Below are 19,881 nucleotides of genomic sequence, written 5' to 3' on the forward strand. Positions count from 1 at the left end.
CCCGCAACAACCGCAGGCTGCGGGAACCAGAGCACCGCGAGCCCAACAGCGAGCGGCCCATGCGCCTTGCCATCCGCAGGACTGCGGCAGCCGGGGGCGGGCCACGGCTTCGCGGAGGTCGCAACCGGTGGCGGCGGAGTGTCGGCCCTTCGTCGGCGGGTTGATCGGTCAATCGGGTGATCACCCGGGGAGACGAGTGACCGGCGCCACATGGGCGAGCGTGGATTCCCTTCAACACGGGACCGCAAACGTTTATTTCAACGGTGGGGCCGTTCGGCGGGGTGTGCGACGGGGCCGTTTGGGGGCGCGAATGCCCGAAAGTCCTGTAACAGAGATCACACCGATCGGAGTAGTTTCGGATTAACTTTAGGTAATCCCTACAGCTAGCAGCGTGATGGGAGCCGCCCGTTCGGCCGAAACGGCGGGCGCACCTTGCTGACAACGGTGCCCCTTCGTTACTGTCCCACGGTCCCCATTACAGTCAGGTCACGAAGCGCAACGCCGAGCCAACCACCCCCGAGGTCGGCTCAACGGGATCCCCCGCCCGTAGTCACGCGACGACCCGGCTCCCCGACGATGGAAGGCCCTGTCTTGGCTTCACACCGCTCCCCCGGCGGCCAAGCCCCTTCCCCGGCGCTGAAGGACGCACTGGACGGTGCGGTCATCCGCGTGCGGGGTTCGCACCGCATCGCCCCGCCGTCCTCCGCCCTGCGTGGGCGGGTCGTGGTCGCAGCTGTCGCGGCCGGCGCGTTCGCCGCTGCCGCCGCGGGCCAGACCCTCAAAACCGTGACGACCGATTCCGACACCGCCGTCACCCCGCTCGCCAACGCCCAGGACGCGAGCGCCTCGTTCACCCTCGGCAGCGCGGGTTCAGGGGGAGCCCCCGAGCTGCTGCCCGTCGGCCACTCGATGGACGCCTCCGCCGAGGCCGCCCGCATGGCCGACAGCCTGAAGGTCACCGAAGCCCGCGAAAAGGCCGAAGCCGCGGCCGCGCAGAAGGCCAAGGAAGAAGCCGAGCGCCCCAAGACCTGCCTGCCGGCCCACGGCACGTTCACCTCGGGCTTCGGCGCCCGCTGGGGCAGCAGCCACCTCGGCATCGACATCGCGAACTCGATCGGCACCCCGATCTACGCCGCCTCCGACGGCACCGTCATCCAGGCCGGCCCCGCCAGCGGCTTTGGCCTCTGGGTCCGCGTCCAGCTCGACGACGGCACCATCCAGGTCTACGGCCACATGAACAGCTTCTCCGTCCACGAAGGCCAGAAGGTCAAGTGCGGCGAGCAGATCGCCGAGATCGGCAACCGCGGCGAGAGCACCGGCCCGCACCTGCACTTCGAGGTCTGGCAGAACGGCACGAAGAAGATCGACCCGCGCCCGTGGCTCGCCGCTCGCGGCATCGTCGTCTGAGTTTCGGCTAGCTCTCCCTTATTGCTCTTTGGTTTCGACTCTGTTCTTCGGTTTCGAACTGTTCCACTCGGCCACGGTCGGCGCCCCCGCGCTCTCCGTGGCCGAGTGCGTTTCGCAAGCCCTTCCACGCACCGCCCGAAGAAGTGGCTACGGCGCCCGTGCGTCCTCTCGACCGCCGGAGACAGCTCTAGCGCTCACCGGTGGGTGCGCGGCGGATGAAGTACGCGACAGCGACCTGCCAGACCGTGCAGAGGCTTGCCGGGCGGCGGCGGAGTAGCCAGCGGCCCAGGCCACCCGCTCCGCAGGTTTGGCAGTGGCCGTCGGGGCCCAGGTCGTGGTGGCGGAGCAGGGCGCGCCACGCGGCGGCCAAGCGGTGGGCTTCCCCCGAAGCACACCCGGAGCCGGGTTCCGCAGACTCGGCCGAACCGAGCATCGGCGAGCCGCACCCCGAACCGGCAGAACCGCCGGAGCCCCCCGTGGTCCCCAGAACTCCCCGTAAGTAGTCCTGTACCCCCGCGGCCAGGACCCCAAACAAGATCGCGTCCACACCCTCGTGCTCCCTCCCGAGGCGGCCGGCGAACGAGCACCAGCCTACCTCATTCATTCGAACTTGTGTTCGACTGGAGGGAGCCTAACCGAGGGGTCCGACAAAAATCAGAGCTTCACCATCGGCACGCTGCCGATCAGCATGAGGCGGACCTTGCCGGATGCACCGAAGTCGATGGTGGCCGTGGCGCGGGGGCCGACGCCGTCGCAGGAGATGACGGTGCCGAGGCCGTACTTGTCGTGGCTGACGCGGTCGCCGACGTCGAGCTTGAGGGCCACCGTGTCCTTCCAGCCCTTGCCGAACGGCGACGAGGAAGTCGTCGACGAAGACGAGGGAGACCGCCGGCCCCACGTCGTCGCCGCGCGCGGGCCCGAGGACGACGAGCCCGAGGAAGATCCGAAGTTGCCGAAGCCCGGCGATGACGGCTCCAACCGGCGCCAGTCGACCAGATCCGGGGGCAGCTCGTCGAGGAAGCGCGAAGCGGGGTTCATCTGCGGCTGGCCCCACGCCGACCGCACGAGCGCGCGCGAGACGTAGAGCCGTTGCCGCGCGCGCGTGATGGCCACGTACGCGAGCCGGCGCTCCTCCGCGAGCTCCGTCGGGTCGCCGAGGGCGCGCATGTGCGGGAAGACGCCGTCTTCCCAGCCCGTGCAGAAGACCACCGGGTACTCGAGGCCCTTCGCGGTGTGCACGGTCATCAGCGTGACGACCCCGGCGCCGCCGTCGCCCTCGTCGCCGCCGTCGGGCGACGGGATCGAGTCGGCGTCGGCGACCAGGGACACGCGCTCCAGGAACGCGGCGAGCGAACCGGGCGCGGGCACGCCGTCGTCGAGCACCAGCTCGGCGTTCTCGTCCTGCTGGACCTCGGCGGTGAACTCCGCGAACTCGCGCGCCACCGTGACGAGCTCCGTGAGGTTCTCCACGCGGGAGGCGTCCTGCGGGTCGTCCGACTCCTCGAGCTCCGCGCGGTACCCCGTGCGCTCCAGCACGGCCTCCAGCAGGTCGTGCACCTCGGAACCCGACGCCGCCAGCTCGCCCAGGTCGTCGAGCAGCGACACGAACCCGGTGATCGCCTTGGCCGACCGCGGGTTCAGCAGCGCCACCTTGCCCTCGACCGCATCGCGCAACGCGGCCGCGAAGGTGATGCGCTCGCGCTCCGCGTGCGTGGCCACCACGGCCTCGGCACGGTCGCCGATGCCGCGCTTGGGCACGTTCAGGATGCGGCGCAAGGAAACCGTGTCGTCCGGGTTCGACAGCACCCGCAGGTACGCGAGCATGTCGCGCACCTCGCGCCGCTCGTAGAACCGCACGCCGCCGACGACCTTGTACGGCAGGCCGAGCCGGATGAAGATTTCCTCGAACACCCGCGACTGATTGTTGGTGCGGTAGAAAACGGCGACGTCGGAGTAGTCCGCCTCGCCCTTCTCCGCCAACGCGTCGATCTCGCCCGCGACGAACGCGGCCTCGTCGTGGTCGTTGTCCGACACGTAGCCGACGATCTTCTCGCCGTCGCCCGAATCCGTCCACAGCCGCTTCGCGCGCCGGTTGGGGTTGCGCTCGATCACGGCGTTGGCCGCCGAGAGGATCGTCTGCGTGGAGCGGTAGTTCTGCTCCAGGAGGATGGTGTGCGCGTTGGGGAAGTCGCGCTCGAACTCCTCGATGTTGCGGATCGTCGCGCCGCGGAAGGCGTAGATCGACTGGTCCGCGTCACCGACCACCACGAGCTCCGCGGGGTCGATCCCGGTGTCCGTGGCTTCAGTGCCGGCCAGCACGCGCACCAGCGTGTACTGCGCGTGGTTCGTGTCCTGGTACTCGTCGACGAGGATGTGGCGGAACCGGCGGCGGTAGTACTCAGCGACGTCCGGGAACGCCTGCAGCAGCGAGACCGTGCGCATGATCAGGTCGTCGAAGTCGAACGCGTTGGCCGCCTCTAGCCGGCGCTGGTACTCGACGTAGACCTCGGCGACGCGGCGCTCCAGGTCGTTGGCGGCGTTGGCCACGGCCGCGTCGGGGTCCGTCAGTTCGTTCTTGAGGTTCGAGATGTGCACCGCGAGCGTGCGCGCGGCGTACTTCTTCGGGTCGATGTCGAGGTCGCGCGCGACGAGTGTGATGAGGCGCTTGGTGTCGTCCGAGTCGTAGATGGAGAAGCTCGACGACATGTCCAGCGTCTTCGCCTCGCGGCGCAGGATCCGCACGCACATCGAGTGGAACGTGGACACCCACATCGCGTTGGCCCGGCGGCCGACGAGCGACGCGACGCGCTCGCGCATCTCCGCCGCGGCCTTGTTGGTGAACGTGATCGCCATGATCTCGCCGGGGTGCACCCCCCGCTCCGCCAAAAGGTACGCGATGCGGCGCGTGAGCACACGGGTCTTGCCCGACCCCGCGCCGGCGACGACGAGCAGCGGCCCGCCGGCGTGCATGACCGCTTCGCGCTGCGCGGGATTGAGGTCCTCGAGCAGCTCGGCGGCGGCCTTCCGGGCAGGCGCGGGCTTTTCTGCGGGAAGATCGAAGAGGGTGTCCATCGCCTGACCACGCTACCCCTGGGGTACGACAGGTTCGTCAGAGGCAACTGCGCCTGTCGACGTACGCCGCGGTGTCGCCTCCTGTCCGACGCGCCGGGGCGTTCGCGCGCGGAGCATCGAACGGTATGGACGACAAGATTCCCGCCCGGTTGAGGGCATCCGACAGCGACCGAGAACGCGTCGCAGCGACCATCCAATCCGCCGGTTCCGAAGGCCGGCTCACGCTCGAAGAGGTGGAGGAACGGCTCGGCGCGGTCTACGCGACGCGCTACGTCGACGAGCTCGGCGCACTCACCACCGACCTGCCGCGCCCGGAAGTCGCGCGACGGCCGGGATCCGGCTGGCCGCTCACCCGCGCCGCGTTGCGCGAGCACCCGGCGCTGCGGATCCACGCCGCGATCGTCGTGGCGCTGGCGGTGCTGCTGATCGTGCGGTGGGCGGTGCTGGGCGTCGGGTTCTTCTGGCCGGCGATGCCGTTGTTCTGGCTGTTCGTCACCCTCGTGGTGCACGCGCGGGTGCGGAGTTTCCGGCGGCGCGGTGAAACTCCTGTGCCATACTGACCCCGTGCGGCACAGCAGTGAGCGATTTTTCTACGGGACCCGGACTCCGGCTCCCGTGATCGCGTAGTGCCCCACCCGCCATCACCCGCAGCCCCGGAGTCCACGGACCCGGGGCTTTCGCCGTCCCAGGGGCCACTGGGAGTCCGGACTTCAGAGAGGTCCCGATGAACGCGCAGACTCAGAACGCCGACGGACAGCCCGCCGAGAACACCGTCGCCGGCGAGGACATCTCCTCGCTGCGCAAGGAGATCGACTGGCTCGACGCCGAAATCCTGCGGCTGGTGAAACGCCGGGTGGAGGTGTCGCAGACGATCGGCGCGGCCCGCATGGCCGCCGGCGGCACGAGGATCGTCTACAACCGCGAGATGGACGTGCTCGCGCGCTACCGCGAACTGGGTCCGGAGGGCCGCCAGCTCGCGATGGCGCTGCTCAACCTGGGCCGCGGCCGCCTCGGCCGATGAACTTACGGCCACATCGGGGACTTCCCCGATCCGCCGGTCCGCGAAAACGGGCAGACTGGACCCATGATTAACGTCATCGCCGTCATCATCGCGATCGCGAGCGTGCTGGCGGCACTGGGCCATGTCGGTTACCTGGCGCTGCTCAACAACGCAGCGGGTAAGCGGGCCGGCGGTGCGCCCGTCGCGCAGTACGTGCGCAGCCGCTGGGCGGTCGCCGGTGGTACCACGGCGGCATCACTGTTCGCGTGGCTGCTCACTTCCGGGGGAGGCGTAGCCGACATCATCGCCATCGTGATTGCTGTCGGTAGCGGTGCTGTGGCGACGAAGGCTCTCCAGACGACCCGGGAGAAGTACCGCAGCGGAGGGTGACCGGCCCTGCCTGGCGCGATCGCACTGCGTAGCGTGACCTCACGCCCGTTCGGTCGTCCCCGACAGAGTGAAACCTGTGCAAGTTGCAGGTTGCCCCGAGACTTTCGCCTGGCGGTTTCCTACTCTTGGGTTCGTGAGGACCCATGCGTCTGGGTGGGGCGAGGCCCGGAGGACGCGCGGGAGCTGCGGCTCCGCGCGCCCACTGCCGCGTGCGCGTGCAGATGCGCGGGAGTTCGCAAGTGTGGACGCAAGTGACTCCGTTCGCGCCTCTGCTCCGATCGGGTTGATCGGAGTGCCGGCGCCGTCACGCCCACACCGGGGAGGGGTCGGACGGGCATGACGGGAAACGCGATGGGTGGGTCGAGCAGCTCGAGCCACCCGGACACGGTGACGGCCGCGGAGGTCACGGTGCCGGGCAGGCACCGGGCTCGCAGTCTTCAGGACACGGACACGTGGACGCCCGTGGTCCCGCCGCACGGCGGAGGTCACCACCGCCACCGGCCCGGCGGCGAGAGCGTCGACGCGGCGGCCCGCGCCCTGCCGTTGCCCCCACCTCGCCGGCGGGCGGCCGATCCGCGCTCGACGTTCGCGCCGACGCAGGGGACTCTGCCCGTGCCAGGGCCCGGAGTGCTCCTGCCGCAGCCCCAGCAGGCCCGGCCGACGCACTCGCGCCGCCCGATCCCGCTCCCGCAGCCGACGCGCAGGCCGGACGAGCCGCGCGACGAGCACCGCGTCCACGAGGACTACCGCGCCTACGACGCGCTCCCCGAGCACGCGCTGAACGGACGCGGGCCGTACGCACCGCCGACGCGAGGCCGCACCGAGTTGCCACAGCCCGGCCACGGCGACCGGGGCTTCACCGCCGGCCGGCTCGACGAGGCCGGCCCGATCGACGGCCCGCCGGCGCCCGAACCCGAGTCGCCCTGGAGCGGAGCTCGGTCCGGCGACCTCGCCGAGGCGGCGGCGCCGGAGTCCCCGCAGACCGAACGACGGGGGCCCGCCGGACACACCGTGCTTCCGCGGACCGACGACCTCGCCGAACCCTCTCCGCAGACAGAACCGCGTGCGTTCGCCGGGCAAGCCGTGCTGCCACAGTCCGGCGACCGCGCACCGGAGTTCGCGCAGGACGAGCGGCGCCCGCCCACCGGACTGGCCGTGGTGCCGGTCCCCCAGCCCGTGAGCGAGATCGACCGCGCCTGGGCGGCGCCGGGGACCACGCGTTCGCTCGCCGACATGCCGATGCACGACGGACTCGGCCGGCCGCAGGTGCGCCGCAGCAGGCGCGAGCGGGTCGCGGCGACCGCGGCCACGCTGGCCCAGCCGCAGCCCCCGGAGCACGACGACGCCGAGCTCGCCCGCGAACACGTCGAGCTGAGCGCGCCGCGGGAGCCCGCCGCCGAGCAGCCGGCGAAGCCCGAGCCCCCGCAGCGTCAGCGCGTCACGCTGCGGGCCCCGGCCAAGCCGCGGGTGCGCGGCCCGTTCGACGAGGCTTCGCTCGACGAAGACGACGAAGTGCGCGTGTACGCCGCTCCCTTGCTCGACGGGCTCGGCAAGTTCGACCTCGGCTCCGTGCCCGCGTCGGTGACCCCGCCCAAGACGTGGCGGAAGGCGGCGTGGTTCGCGACCGGTGCGTCGGGCGCGGTGGTGGTCGGGCTGCTGTTCGCCGGGACCTTCCTCGTCGGCGGACCCACCACGACCACCGACGCGCTCGGCGGCGGCTGGCCGGGCCGGCAGAACGGCGGCAACCCGCTGATCCTCCCGGACCCATCGCTCGGCCAGCAGGGCGGCACGGGCGGCGGCCCGCAGGACAGCAGCAGCTCCGGCGGCGGCCGCTCCGGCACCCGGGGCGACGACCCGAGCACTCACCCGCAGAACGCCGTGGGCTCCGAGACCAGCGAAGACGAGTCGCCGACGGACTCGTCGTCCGGCGGCGACTCGTCGGACCCCGTCACCACCGGGCCGAAGTCGACACCGGCCGGGCCGCCCGCGAAGCCGCCGATCACCCCGGCGCAGCGCGAGACCTCGCCGACCAGCGTCTTCTACACGGCCTCCCCCGACCCCAAGGCGATGGGGGACAACACCGAGAAGTTCTTCAACAACGTCACCACCGACCCCTCGGAGGCCGCGGCCGTCACCACCGGGGACCTCAAGCAGGAGGGCTCGCAGGGCCTGCGGCAGCGCTACGCGAACGTCGCGTACTTCGAGGTCAAGAAGGTCGAGATCGACCCGGACAACAACACCACGGTCAACACGCTCGAAGTGACCCACACCGACGGCACCAAGACCATCGAGCAGCGCACGCTCACCTTCGGCGACGACGAGAAGATCGCCGACGACGGCGCCTGACCAGGCATGATCGTCCGGCAAGGGCCTACCGTTTCGTGCAAGTGCAGACTGCCCGTTCCGATGCACGTGCGGTGCGGTAAGCGGTTGAACTTGGTCCGGGTGGGTGACATAAGCTGCCGCTCGTCGTATGACGACGGCATTCCGGCGACTGAGCCTGGCGGGTGCCCGTCGCCACAGGGTTACCTGGCGACAGCGGATCCGGAACCGACCACGAGTCGGCCATCCGGGCCAGCGGCGTACGACCGAACGGCCGTACCGTCGTCCCCCGAACCCCAGAGCGAGGACATTCGTGCTTGATCGGCAGCGCACACGGCGTGAGACCCGCGAGGTCACTGCCGTCCGCGTCGAGGACGTGATCCCTCCGGAGTTGCTCGACGGCGTCGGCGACGCGGACCGCGACTACCTCGAGCAGGTCTTCCGCGAGCCGCAGAAGTACCTGCCGCCACGGTCACACCGCATGGACCCGGCGCACCGCGCGGAGGCCACCAGATCCGCCGAGCCGGCCGAGGAGCCCGAGAGCCGCTTCGCCCGCCGCGCCAAGCAGGTGGGCCTCGTCGGCGCCGGCGCGCTCGTCGCGGGCGCCGTGGTCACCGCGGCGCTGCTCAGCGGCGGACCCCGGCCGACCACGCCGGTCGCCGAGGACACCATCCCCACCGGTTTCAGCGGCGCCGCCGCGCTCGGTGGCCAGGCTGTGCCCGGTCCGCAGGAGCACGGCGCCGGAGGTACCACGTCCGGGCACCGCGAGGGCACGCAGGTCGAGTCCGGCGCCGGCACCACGCAGCCCACGCGCGACACCGGCTCGACCACGGAGCAGGCCGGCACGCCCAGCACGTCCGCGCCGAGCAGCACGCCGCCGTCGGAGCACGCCGAGTCCACGGGCGCGGAGACCATGTCCGACGCCGACAAGCTGCGGGCCGTGAAGGCCTTCTACTCCTCGATCGACAAGAACCCCGACAGCGCGCTTGCGCTGCTCGCTCCCGGACTCGCCCAGGGCGAAGCCGGCAGCCTGGTCCGCGCGTGGAGCGCGGCCCGCTCGATCGACGTCCAGGAGACCCGCGTGCAGGACGACGGCTCGGTCGTCGCCGTCGCGGTGCTGCACCAGACCGACGGAACACTGCTTCGCGTCACGCAGCTGTTCGACGTCGTGGAGCGCGACGTCATCTCCGAAGCGCGACTGCTCTCCGCCGTCGCATTCTCGTGACCTGCGACGATCCTGTTCCGGGTAGACGATCAGACCGTGCCGAGTGTGTGTGCACAGAGTGAACGCCTAGCCTTGTCGCGGGCCGGTCTCGGGAAAACCGGCACACGGCCCACGACAGGTGCCTACGCTGCGGTGCTGCGGCCGGTTCGAGGTCGCATCTGCGGGGTGGGCACGTCCCGCTCCGGGCAGTCGGAGCCCCAAAGGGAGGTCGCGTGAGCGACGAGGGTCGTCTGGTCGCCGGCCGGTACCGCATCATCGGCCGGATCGGCACGGGCGCGATGGGTGCCGTCTGGCAGGCACACGACGAGGTGCTGGGCCGCACGGTGGCCGTCAAGCAGCTGCTGATGCAGCCGGGCCTCGAGGAGCACGACGCCGAAGACGCCCGGCAGCGCACCATGCGCGAGGGCCGCATCGCCGCGCGCTTGCACCACCCCAACGCGATCTCGGTGTTCGACGTCGTCACCGACGACAACGGGCAGCCGTGCCTGATCATGGAGTACCTCAACTCCACGAGCCTGGCCCAGGTCCTGCAGGAACGCGGCACGCTGCCGCCGCTGGAGGTCGCGCGGATCGGCGCGCAGGTGGCCGCCGCGCTGCGCGAGGCGCACGCCGTCGGCATCGTCCACCGCGACATCAAGCCGGGCAACATCCTGCTGGCCGGCAACGGCACCGTGAAGATCACCGACTTCGGTATCTCGCGCGCCAAGGACGACGTCACGGTCACCAAGACCGGGATGATCGCCGGCACGCCCGCCTACCTCGCGCCCGAGGTCGCGATCGGCGGTGACCCCGGCCCCGAGTCCGACGTGTTCTCGCTCGGCTCCACGCTGTACGCCGCGTGCGAGGGCCAGCCGCCGTTCGGGCTGTCGGAGAACACGCTGAGCCTGCTGCACGCCGTCGCCGCGGGGCAGATCAACCCGCCGCGGCAGTCGGGCCCGCTCGCCAGCGTGCTCGCCGTGCTGCTGCACCCTGACATCCACCACCGGCCCACCGCCGAGGAGTGCGAAGAGCTGCTGGCCTCCGTCGCACGGGGCGAAACGCCGCTGGGCGGACCGGCCGGCGAGACCGTGATGGTGGCCTCGGCCGGCACGCTGGGGGCTGCCGCCGTGGCCGGCGCGGCCGCCACGCATCTGTTCCCCGAAGAAGACATGGACGACGCCGCGCACTCGGGCACGCTGCTCGACGCGCCCGGCCCGGCGCAGCAGTACTACGACGACGAGGCCGAGTACCCGGCGGCCGCCGCGTACCCCGAGAACGACTACGACCGGTACGACCAGCAGTACCAGGGCGAGCCGCCGCTGTACGGCGACCCGGGCCGCAACGGCCTGGCCGCCACCCGGTCCGTGCCGACCCACGACGTCTACGACGACGACCAGTACGACGACGGGTATGACGACGGCTACGACGAGCCACCGCCCCCGCGGGCCCAGACCAGCCCCACCGACAACGAGGACGAGAAGCCCGGCGCGTGGAAGAAGCCGGCGATCATCGGCGCGATCGTGGTGGTCGGCCTGGTGGCGCTCGGTGTGTGGCTGCTGAGCTCGAACAACCCGCCCGACGCTTCGCAGCAGCCCGCTCCCCCGGCGACGTCGTCGGCTGTGGTTCCGACCACAGATACGGCTCCTTCGAGTGAAGAAGCAACCACGAGCGAAGAAGAGACGTCCTCTTCGGAGGAGACCTCTTCACGGGAGGAGACGACGACGTCTCGCCGGACCTCCGCGCGGAACACTCCGTCGCGAGAGACGTCGTCCGAGCAGGAGACTCCGACAAAGTCGTCCACTTCGAAGTCGAACCCTCCCGACACCACGACATCCACGTCTACGGGCAGTCCGCCGTCGTCGAACAGTTGATCCAGGATCAGATTTGAGTTCAGAAGGCACCATCGTCGGCGGCCGGTACCGGCTCGACCAGCCGATCGGCCGCGGCCGCGCGGGCATCGTGTGGCAAGCGTTCGACACGCGGCTGTTCCGCACGGTCGCGATGAAGCGCATGTACCTGCCCGTCGGCCTGCCGCCGGACCGCGCCGAGCAGGCGCGTGCCGCGGTGATGCAGGAGGGCAAGGACGCGGCTCGCGTGGACCACGCGAGCGCGATCACCGTGTACGACGTGCTGCCCGACGGACCTGACGTCTGGCTGGTGATGGAGTACATCCCGTCGCGCGGGATGGCGTCGTTCCTCGCCGAGCACGGGCGGCTCACGCCCGAGCAGGCGGCGTCGCTCGGGATCATGCTGGGCGACGCGATGGCGGCGATCCACGCGGCCGGCATCGTGCACCGCACGCTCGAACCCGGCACCGTGCTGCTGGCCGACGACGGCGGCGTGAAGCTCACCGACATCGGCATCACCGGCGGCGGGGCGCACCCCGCCTACCGCGCGCCCGAGGTCACCCGCGGTGCCCCGGCCTCGCCGGCGGCCGACGTGTTCTCGCTCGGCGCCACGTTGTACACGGCCGTGGAGGGCGTGCCGCCGTTCGGTGAGGACGGCGAAGCGTCCGAGCGGCCGCCGCAGAACTCCGGGGTGCTCGCCGGCGCGTTGCGCAAGATGCTGCGGATGGACCCGACGGCGCGTCCGACGATGGCCGACACGGTGGCCGCGCTCAGCGCCATCACCGAGGGCCGCGAGCAGACCGCGTTCATCCCGCCGACGGCGCCCGCGATGCCGACCATGCCCGCGTCGTGGCCGCTGCCCCCGCAGCAACCGGGCCAGCCGGGGCCGTTGATGCAGATGCCGGTGCAGCAGGTGCCCTACGCGCCGGCCGCGCCGCAGCCCATGCAGCAGCCGATGGCCGCCCAGCCCACGCAGCAGATCCCGCCCCAGCAGCAGCCGCTACAGCACCAGCCCCTGCAGCCGCCGTCCGCGCGGTTCGTGCCGTCGGCGGCTCAGCAGGCGGTGTCGGCCGCGGAGCTGCGGCAGAAGGCGGCCGCCCGCCGGAAGCTGATCCTCACGGTCGCCGCGATCCTGTGCGCGGTGCTGATCGGGATCGGCGTTTCCGAGCTGTTCTTCGTCTGAGCCGTCCGAGTCGTCAGAACCGTCTGAGCCGTCTGAGCCGTCAGGCGACCTTCGCCGTCGCCTCACGCATCGCGTCGATCAGCGTCCGCACGGCCGGGTTTCCGACGGCTCGCGCGGCGATGGCGGCGTGGATGATCCGGCACGGCTCGGGGTTGCGGATCCGCCGCACGGCCACGCCGGGGTGTGCGGGCCCGACACCCAGCTCCGGCACCAGCCCCACGCCCAGCCCGGCCGCGATGAAGCCCTGCGCCGTGAGGTAGTCCTCCGACTCGACCACGATGTTGGGCGCGAACCCGGCCGAGGCGCACGCGCCGTCGAGGATCGCGCGGCACATCCCGGGCATCGGGTCCACGCCCACCCACGGCTCGTCGGCGAGGTCGGTCAGGTCGAGCACCCGCTTGCGCGCCAGCGGGTGCGCGCGCGGGAGCACCGCGCGATACGGGTCGTCGAGCAGGTGCACGAGCTCGATCCCCTTCGCCGGCGGCGCGGGCCGAGGGAAGACGACGATCGCGACGTCGGCGCGGCCCTCCTCCACCTCGGGCATCGGGTCGTCGGGGTCGACGAGTTTGAGGTCGAGCCACACGCCGGGGTGCTCGCGGCGGACGGCGGCCACGGCGTGCGGGATCACCGAAGCGCCGGCCGTGGCGAAGTAGCGGATGGCCAGCTTGCCGGTGCGCCCCTCCTTGAGCTCGGTCAGCGCCGCTTCGGCGCGCGCCAGCTCCGCGCTCAGCGTCTCGGCGTGCTCCGACAGCAGCACGCCCGCAGGGGTGGCCCGGATGCCACGGCCGACGCGTTCGAGCAGCTCGGTGCCCGCCTCGCGTTCGAGGACCGAGAGCTGCTGGCTGATCGCCGACGGGGTGTACCCGAGGTTTCGCGCCGCGGCGGTGATCGACCCGCTGGTGATCACCGCGCGCAGAACCTGCATTCGCCGCACGTCGAGCATGGCCGAATTCTACAGCTCTGCTTAAGCGTTCCTGCAGTTATTTTCGCTTGTCCTTACGTCTGGGCGGGGCCAGGCTGAACGTCGGCCGAGAAGGAGGAACTGGGGTGGGCGAGACGAAGACCCTGCTCAGGATTGCCGCGCTGGCACTGATGTGGGGTTCGAGCTTCTTCTGGATCAAGCTGGGGCTCGCGGCGTTCTCGCCGGTGCAACTGGTGCTGGCGCGCCTGGTGCTCGGCGCCGTGGTGCTCGTGGCGCTGTGCCGGCTCGGGCGCCGTCGGCTGCCGACGGACAAGCGCACGTGGCGCCACCTCACCGTGGCCGCGTTCTTCCACAACGCGTTGCCGTTCCTGCTCTTCGCGATCGGTGAGACCACTGTGGACTCCGGCATCACCGGCGTGCTGAACTCGACGACGCCGCTGTGGGTGCTCGTGGTGGCGCCGTTCCTCGGGGTCCGCCACCGGATGACGGCGATGCGCGCGGCCGGACTTGTGGTGGGCCTGGCGGGAATCCTGCTGATCTTCGCGCCGTGGGAGGCGTCCGGGCTGCTGAGCTGGGGCGCGCTGGCCTGCCTCGCGGCGGCGGCGAGCTACGGCTTCGCGTTCGTCTACGAGGGTCGCTACCTGTCGGACACCGGCGACTCGCCCTACGCGCTCTCCGGCGGGCAGATGATGATCGCCGCCGGTTTCCTCGTGCTGGTGGTGCCGTTCGGCGGGCTCTCGCCGGTGCACCTGACGCCGCTGGCCGCGTTCGCCGTGGTGATCCTCGGCATCGGCGGGACCGGGATCGCGTTCGCCCTCAACTACCAGCTGCTGGCCAGCGAAGGCGCCGTCGCGGCGTCGGTGGTCGGGTACCTGCTGCCGATCGTGTCGGTGGCGCTGGGTGCGATCTTCCTGCACGAGCAGCTGAGCTTCCGCGTGATCGCGGGCATGGTCGTGGTGCTGGGCGGCGTCGCGCTCACGCGGGTGCAGCGGAAGAAGGCCGTGGCCCCGAAGCCGCTGGTGGCCGCGGAGCCCGCCGCCTAGACGAGCCGGCGGTCCGAGGCCCAGCGGGAGAGCTCGTAGCGGTTGGACAGCTGGGTCTTGCGCAGGACGCTCGACACGTGCGTCTCCACCGTCTTGACCGAGATGAACAGCTCCGACGCGATCTCCTTGTACGCGTAGCCGCGCGCGAGCAGGCGCAGGACGTCGCGCTCGCGCGGGGTGAGCAGGTCGAGCTCGGGGTCGTTGATCGGTGCCGAGCCGGGGCGGTCGGCGAACGCGTCGAGCACGAAGCCGGCCAGGCGCGGGGAGAACACGGCGTCGCCGTCGGCCACGCGGACGATCGCGCGCACGAGCTCCTTCGACGAGATGGTCTTGGTGACGTAGCCGCGCGCGCCGCCGCGGATCACGGCGATCACGTCCTCGGCGGCGTCGGACACCGACAGCGCGAGGAACACGACGTCGGGCAGCTCCGGGCGCACGCGGCGCAGCACCTCGGCGCCACCGCCGTCGGGCATGTGCACGTCGAGCAGCACGACCTGCGGTTTGGTGCGCGCGATGCCGGCGACGGCGTCGGCCACCGAACCGGCCTCGCCGACCACCTGCACCTCGTCGGTGATCGAGTCGAGCTCAGTGCGGACCCCGGCGCGGAAGAGCGCGTGGTCGTCCACGAGGAACACCTTGACCGGCTCGCGCTGGGTCTCCGTCACCGTGCTGCTCCCTCGCTCGTTGTCGCCCAGCCTGAGCATAGCGAGGTCACGCCGCACCCTTGGCCGCTTTGAGCGGCATGGCCAGCTGGACTTCGGTGCCCTCGCCCGGCGCGGTGCGCAGCTTGCAGGTGCCGCCGTGACGTTCCATGCGGCCGCGGATCGAGTCGGCGAGGCCGTGGCGGTCGGCGGGGACCACGTCGGGGTCGAAGCCCTTGCCGCGGTCGCGGATGAAGACGGTGACCTCGGTGGGTTCGACCTCGGCGTACACGCTGACCTCGTCGACGCCGGCGTGCTTGGCCGCGTTGACCAGCGCTTCGCGGGCGGCCTGGACGAGGGCCATGAGGGGTCCGTCGATCTCGACGTCGCCGACCACGACCTGGCTGACGGAGATCGCGAAGGTGTCCTCGACCTCGCCGCACGCGGCGCCGAGCGCCTCGGACAGCGGGACGGCGCCTTCTTCCTGCTCCTTCGACTTCTTGTCGCTCGGCTTGCCGTAGCCGCCGGGGCCGTAGAGCCAGCCGCGCAGCTCGCGCTCCTGGCCGCGCGCCAGCCGCGCGACCTCGTGCGGCTGGTCGGACTGACGCTGGATCAGGGCGAGCGTCTGCAGCACGGAGTCGTGCAGGTGCGCGGCGATCTCGGCACGCTCGTCGGTGCGGATTCGGGCGCGGCGCTCGTCGCCGAGGTCGCGGACCAGACGCAGCCAGAAGGGGATCGTCAGCACGGCCACGCCGACCAGCGTGGCGAGCACGGCGATGAGGGCGAACTTGACCTGGTCGAAGCTGCCGCTTCGGAAGACCACAACCCCGATGCCGGTGGCCACGAGCGCCACGCCGGCGAGGATCCGGATGATCGCGGCGCTGCGGCCGCCGCCGCCCACGAACGCGCCCGTGACGCCGTCGCGCGCCCCCGTGCGCCAGCGCCGGCGTTGTGATTCGTCGGCCTCGCGCCAGACCACGGCCGCGCCGAGCATAGCGATGGCCAGCGGCACGGCGACCCAGCCGCGGATGGTGCCGGACAGCGTGCCGCTCGCGATGGCGAGGCCGATCCCGAGCGCGATGAGGCCGAACGCCTGTTGACGTTCCTTCGCGGCCTTCTTGCTGTCGACCTCGGCGGTGTCCTCGGCCTGCTGCGGCACGAAGACCCAGAGCAGCCCGTACGCGAGCAAACCGGCGCCGTTGAGGGCCGCGAGCAGCGCGAACGCCAGGCGCACCCACAGCACGGGCACGCCGAGGTGGTCCGCGAGCCCGCCCGCGACGCCGGCCACGGCCCGTCCGCTGCGGCGCCGGTGCATCTTCGGCCGCCCCGGCTGCCCGGCGACCTCGGAAGCCCCGGAACCCCCGGTAGTCCCCGGGGCCCCGGAAGCCACGATGGCCGTCATGACGGCAGCCGGCACCGGCCCCCGGGCCGGGTCGCTCACCTGCCCGGCGGCGCCGAGGTCGAGGAAGTCCTGCACGCCGTCCATCGTCACACGCCGCGAGCAGTTCTGACATCGGGGAAGCCCCTGATCACGACCCGGACACCGGCGGCACTCAGGGGAAACCTCAGGGAACGTCCCCGATGTGGCGCCGCCGCGGGTCGCGCATGCTTTGCCGTATGAGTGGTGCGAACGAGGCGCCGAGCCCGAAGTCGAATCCTTTCAACGGCTTCGAGGAGACGGTGAAGGATTTCTGGGTGAGCCGGCCGCGCCGGCCGCACGTGGGGCGCAAGGTCGCGGGGGTCGCGGCGGGACTCGGGAACCGGTACGGCATCGACCCGGTCGTGATCCGGGTGGCGCTGGTCGCGGCGATGGTGTTCGGCGGCTTCGGGCTGGTGTTCTACCTGCTCGGCTGGCTGCTGTTCCCGAACGAGGGCGACGAGACCTCGGGCTTCGAGGCGATGATCGGCCGCGGGCGCTCGACGATGTCGAAGGCGTTCACCGTGGTCCTGACGCTCGCGTTGATCCCGGCGGTCGGTCTCACGTTCGGCAACGGCTGGTTCGACGGCGGTGGCCTCATCGGGTTCGCGCTGCTCTCGGCAAGCCTCTACCTCCTGCACCGCAGCCGCGGGCAGGACAACCGCCCGGCGCCGGTCGTCGCGTACCCCGCGTATGAGACGGCCCAGGCCGTGCCCGGAACCGGAGCCTTCACGATGACGGACACCACGACGGAGCCCATGGGCGCCGCCGCTCCCGGCTGGGACCCGCTGGCCGCCGATCCGGCGGGCTGGGACCTGCCGGACCCGGCGGGGCCGACGCCGCCGGAGAACCCCTACCACTACGAGTCCGACGATCCGACCCCGCAGCCGCGGCAGCCGCGGTCGAAGATCGGTTCGGTGACGATGGCGGCTGCCGTGGTCGTGGCCGGCGTGGGCGTGGTCCTGAACCTCAACGGCGTCGACTGGTTCTCGGTGCGCCACATCATCGGCCTGGTGCTGGGCGTGCTCGGCGTCGGCATGGTGGCGGGCGCGTTCGTCCGCGGCTCACGCGGGCTCATCGCACTGGCACTGCCGCTCGCGATCGTCGGCATGATCATGACGACCAGCGCGTTCAACAGCATCGACCTGCGCGGCGGCGTCGGCGACCTCGACGCGACCCCGCACTCAGTCGCTGAGCTGCAGCCGGTGTATCGGCACGCGGCGGGCGACATCGACCTCGACCTGACGCAGCTGCCGGCCGGCGAACCGATCACCACCTCGGTCAGCAACGGCGCCGGCGACACCCGGGTGACCGTGCCCGCGACGGCCGACGTCACCTACACCTGCAAGAACTCCGCCGGCGACGTCGACTGCCTCGACCGTTCCACGAGCGGCGTCGGCCAGGCAGCGCTGACCGGCACCGACTTCGGCGACGACGGGCCGGGCGGGCAGAAGATCACCCTGAACGTGACCAACGGTGCCGGCAGCTTGGAGGTGCTCCGTGGCTGACAACTCGAACATCCCGACCCGCCGCCGAGGCGTGGACGTGATCACCCTGATCGTCGGCCTCGCGACCCTGCTGGTCTCGGGCTACGTGCTCTCCGACGGCGCGAGCTGGCTGCCCACCTTCGACTTCCGCTGGGTCGTCGCGGGCGGTGCGGTGTTCATCGGAGTGCTGCTGCTGGCGGCTTCCTTGCGGCGCAAGCGGTACTGACACCGAGCACCACTCAACGCGAAGGGCCCCGTCGAATCCCGACGGGGCCCTTCGCGTTCAGCTCATTCCCACTCGATGGTGCCCGGCGGCTTGCTCGTCACGTCGAGGACAACGCGGTTGACCTCCGGCACCTCGTTGGTGATGCGCGTCGAGATGCGTTCCAGCACCTCGTACGGCAGCCGCGTCCAGTCGGCGGTCATCGCGTCCTCCGACGACACCGGACGCAGCACGATCGGGTGGCCGTAGGTGCGGCCGTCGCCCTGCACGCCGACGCTGCGGACGTCGGCCAGCAGCACCACCGGGCACTGCCAGATCTCCTGGTCCAGGCCCGCGGACGTGAGCTCCTCGCGCGCGATGGCGTCGGCTGCCCGCAGCGTCTCGAGCCGGTCGGCCGTGACCTCGCCGATGATGCGGATACCCAGGCCGGGGCCGGGGAACGGCTGGCGCTGCACGATCGTCTCCGGCAGCCCCAGCTCGCGTCCCACGCGGCGCACCTCGTCCTTGAACAGCAGGCGCAGCGGCTCGACGAGCTCGAACTGCAGGTCGTCGGGCAGACCGCCGACGTTGTGGTGGCTCTTGATGTTCGCCGTACCCTCGCCGCCGCCGGACTCGACGACGTCGGGGTAGAGCGTGCCCTGCACGAGGAACTTGTAGTCGCCCTGCGCCTTGAGGTCGCGCTCGGCCTGCTCGAACACGCGGATGAACTCGCGCCCGATGATCTTGCGCTTCTCCTCCGGGTCGGTCACGCCGGCGAGCGCGCCGAGAAAGCGTTCCCGCGCGTCGATGGTCACGAGCTTCACGCCCGTGGCCGCCACGAAGTCCTGCTCCACCTGCGTGCGCTCGCCCGCGCGCAGCAGCCCGTGGTCCACGAACACACACGTGAGGCGATCGCCGATCGCGCGCTGCACCAGCGCCGCAGCGACGGCCGAGTCGACGCCGCCGGACAGGCCGCAGATCGCCCGCCCGTCGCCGATCTGCTCGGCGATGCGCGTGACCTGTTCGTCCACAATGGACGACGTGGTCCACTGCGGCTTGATGCCCGCGATCTCGGACAGGAACCGGCGCAGCACCTCCTGGCCGTGGGGCGAGTGCGCCACCTCCGGGTGGTACTGCACGCCGGCGAAGCCGCGGTCGACGTCCTCGAAGCCGGCCACGGCCGCGCCGTCGGAGCTGGCGGTGACGACGGAGCCCTCGGGCGCCTTCGTGACGCTGTCGTTGTGGCTCATCCACGCCGTCTGGTGGCCGGGCAGACCGGCGTGCAGCCGTCCGCCTTCGCCGACCACGCGCACGTCGGTGCGGCCGAACTCGCGCACGCCGGTGGGCTCGACGACGCCACCGAGCGCCCGCGCGAGCAGCTGGTGGCCGTAGCAGATGCCGAGGATCGGCACGCCGGCGTCGACCAGCTTCGGGTCCATGCCCGGGGCGCCCTCGACGTAGACGCTCGACGGGCCGCCCGACAGGATGATCGCCGACGGGTTCTTAGCCAGCAGGTCCTCGGCGGTCGAGCTCGACGGCACGACCTCGGAGTACACCTGCGCCTCGCGCACGCGGCGGGCGATCAGCTGCGCGTACTGCGCCCCGAAGTCGACGACGAGTACCGGACCGGTGGGATTGGCCACCTACGACCTCCAGGCGAATGAGCGCTTTTGCCTCCATCGTCCCAGGTGGGCTGGGTCACGCCGCCCTCACCCCGTGACTGGCCCCCGAATGAGGACCGCAC

At 71.4% G+C, this 19,881-nt stretch carries 16 protein-coding genes; 11 read left to right on the plus strand and 5 right to left on the minus strand.

The genetic code is table 11. The features are described 5' to 3' along the window. The first annotated feature begins 723 nt into the window (after nt 1-723). Nucleotides 724-1,407: a M23 family metallopeptidase gene (locus tag AB0383_RS13470; RefSeq protein ID WP_364181864.1), complete on the plus strand. Its 684-nt coding sequence runs from the start codon at nt 724-726 to the stop codon at nt 1,405-1,407. A 654-nt stretch (nt 1,408-2,061) separates the two neighbouring features. Here AB0383_RS13470 and pcrA read toward each other — a convergent pair. Then, nucleotides 2,062-4,479 carry a DNA helicase PcrA gene (pcrA, locus tag AB0383_RS13475; RefSeq protein ID WP_364181808.1) on the minus strand — a complete coding sequence of 806 codons (2,418 nt, stop codon included), beginning with the start codon at nt 4,477-4,479 and terminating at the stop codon, nt 2,062-2,064. A 125-nt stretch (nt 4,480-4,604) separates the two neighbouring features. Between pcrA and AB0383_RS13480 the strand changes: the two genes are divergently transcribed. The 7 genes from AB0383_RS13480 to AB0383_RS13510 all read left to right on the plus strand — a co-directional run bounded on the left by AB0383_RS13480 (nt 4,605) and on the right by AB0383_RS13510 (nt 12,425). After that, nucleotides 4,605-5,039, plus strand: a complete 435-nt coding sequence (locus tag AB0383_RS13480) for a DUF1707 domain-containing protein (protein WP_364181810.1) — start codon at nt 4,605-4,607, stop codon at nt 5,037-5,039. Nucleotides 5,040-5,203: 164 nt separating this feature from the next. Next, nucleotides 5,204-5,500: a chorismate mutase gene (locus tag AB0383_RS13485; protein ID WP_366187197.1), complete on the plus strand. Its 297-nt coding sequence runs from the start codon at nt 5,204-5,206 to the stop codon at nt 5,498-5,500. A 63-nt stretch (nt 5,501-5,563) separates the two neighbouring features. Then, nucleotides 5,564-5,869, plus strand: coding sequence for a hypothetical protein (locus AB0383_RS13490; protein WP_366187199.1), 306 nt, complete (start codon nt 5,564-5,566; stop codon nt 5,867-5,869). A 336-nt stretch (nt 5,870-6,205) separates the two neighbouring features. Then, complete coding sequence (locus tag AB0383_RS13495) at nt 6,206-8,215, plus strand: hypothetical protein (RefSeq protein ID WP_366187201.1); 2,010 nt, start codon at nt 6,206-6,208, stop codon at nt 8,213-8,215. Between the two features lie 289 nt (nt 8,216-8,504). After that, entirely contained in the window at nt 8,505-9,416 is a 912-nt protein-coding gene (locus AB0383_RS13500) for a hypothetical protein (RefSeq protein ID WP_364181821.1), read from the plus strand. 212 nt (nt 9,417-9,628) lie between these two features. Further along, on the plus strand, nt 9,629-11,266 hold the full coding sequence (locus AB0383_RS13505) for a serine/threonine-protein kinase (protein WP_364181824.1): 1,638 nt from the start codon (nt 9,629-9,631) through the stop codon (nt 11,264-11,266). Nucleotides 11,267-11,279: 13 nt separating this feature from the next. Continuing rightward, nucleotides 11,280-12,425, plus strand: coding sequence for a serine/threonine-protein kinase (locus AB0383_RS13510; protein WP_364181827.1), 1,146 nt, complete (start codon nt 11,280-11,282; stop codon nt 12,423-12,425). Nucleotides 12,426-12,465: 40 nt separating this feature from the next. On the opposite strand, the gene AB0383_RS13515 is transcribed toward AB0383_RS13510, so the two are convergent. After that, entirely contained in the window at nt 12,466-13,368 is a 903-nt protein-coding gene (locus AB0383_RS13515) for a LysR family transcriptional regulator (RefSeq protein WP_285970576.1), read from the minus strand. Between the two features lie 104 nt (nt 13,369-13,472). Between AB0383_RS13515 and AB0383_RS13520 the strand changes: the two genes are divergently transcribed. Next, nucleotides 13,473-14,390 (plus strand): DMT family transporter, encoded by a 918-nt coding sequence (locus AB0383_RS13520; protein WP_220246169.1) that lies wholly within the window; start codon nt 13,473-13,475, stop codon nt 14,388-14,390. Here AB0383_RS13520 and AB0383_RS13525 read toward each other — a convergent pair. Both AB0383_RS13525 and AB0383_RS13530 read right to left on the minus strand, forming a co-directional pair. Then, on the minus strand, nt 14,387-15,094 hold the full coding sequence (locus AB0383_RS13525) for a response regulator transcription factor (RefSeq protein ID WP_255638645.1): 708 nt from the start codon (nt 15,092-15,094) through the stop codon (nt 14,387-14,389). The two genes, AB0383_RS13520 and AB0383_RS13525, sit on opposite strands and share 4 nt — an antisense overlap. Before the next feature lie 7 nt (nt 15,095-15,101). Further along, entirely contained in the window at nt 15,102-16,346 is a 1,245-nt protein-coding gene (locus AB0383_RS13530; protein WP_366187382.1) for a PspC domain-containing protein, read from the minus strand. Nucleotides 16,347-16,648: 302 nt separating this feature from the next. Between AB0383_RS13530 and AB0383_RS13535 the strand changes: the two genes are divergently transcribed. Together AB0383_RS13535 and AB0383_RS13540 are read left to right on the plus strand one after the other, a co-directional pair. Continuing rightward, a complete protein-coding gene (locus AB0383_RS13535) occupies nt 16,649-17,956 on the plus strand; it encodes a PspC domain-containing protein (protein WP_366187205.1) in 1,308 nt (435 codons plus the stop codon). Beyond that, complete coding sequence (locus tag AB0383_RS13540) at nt 17,949-18,161, plus strand: hypothetical protein (RefSeq protein ID WP_364181835.1); 213 nt, start codon at nt 17,949-17,951, stop codon at nt 18,159-18,161. Before AB0383_RS13535 ends, AB0383_RS13540 begins: the two co-directional genes overlap by 8 nt. Before the next feature lie 62 nt (nt 18,162-18,223). Here the strand turns inward: AB0383_RS13540 and guaA are convergent, their stop codons facing one another. Next, complete coding sequence (gene guaA, locus AB0383_RS13545) at nt 18,224-19,780, minus strand: glutamine-hydrolyzing GMP synthase (RefSeq protein WP_366187208.1); 1,557 nt, start codon at nt 19,778-19,780, stop codon at nt 18,224-18,226. Nucleotides 19,781-19,881 lie beyond the last annotated feature (101 nt).

It is taken from the genome of Amycolatopsis sp. NPDC051373, assembly GCF_040689465.1.
In the GTDB taxonomy this organism is placed as follows: domain Bacteria; phylum Actinomycetota; class Actinomycetes; order Mycobacteriales; family Pseudonocardiaceae; genus Amycolatopsis.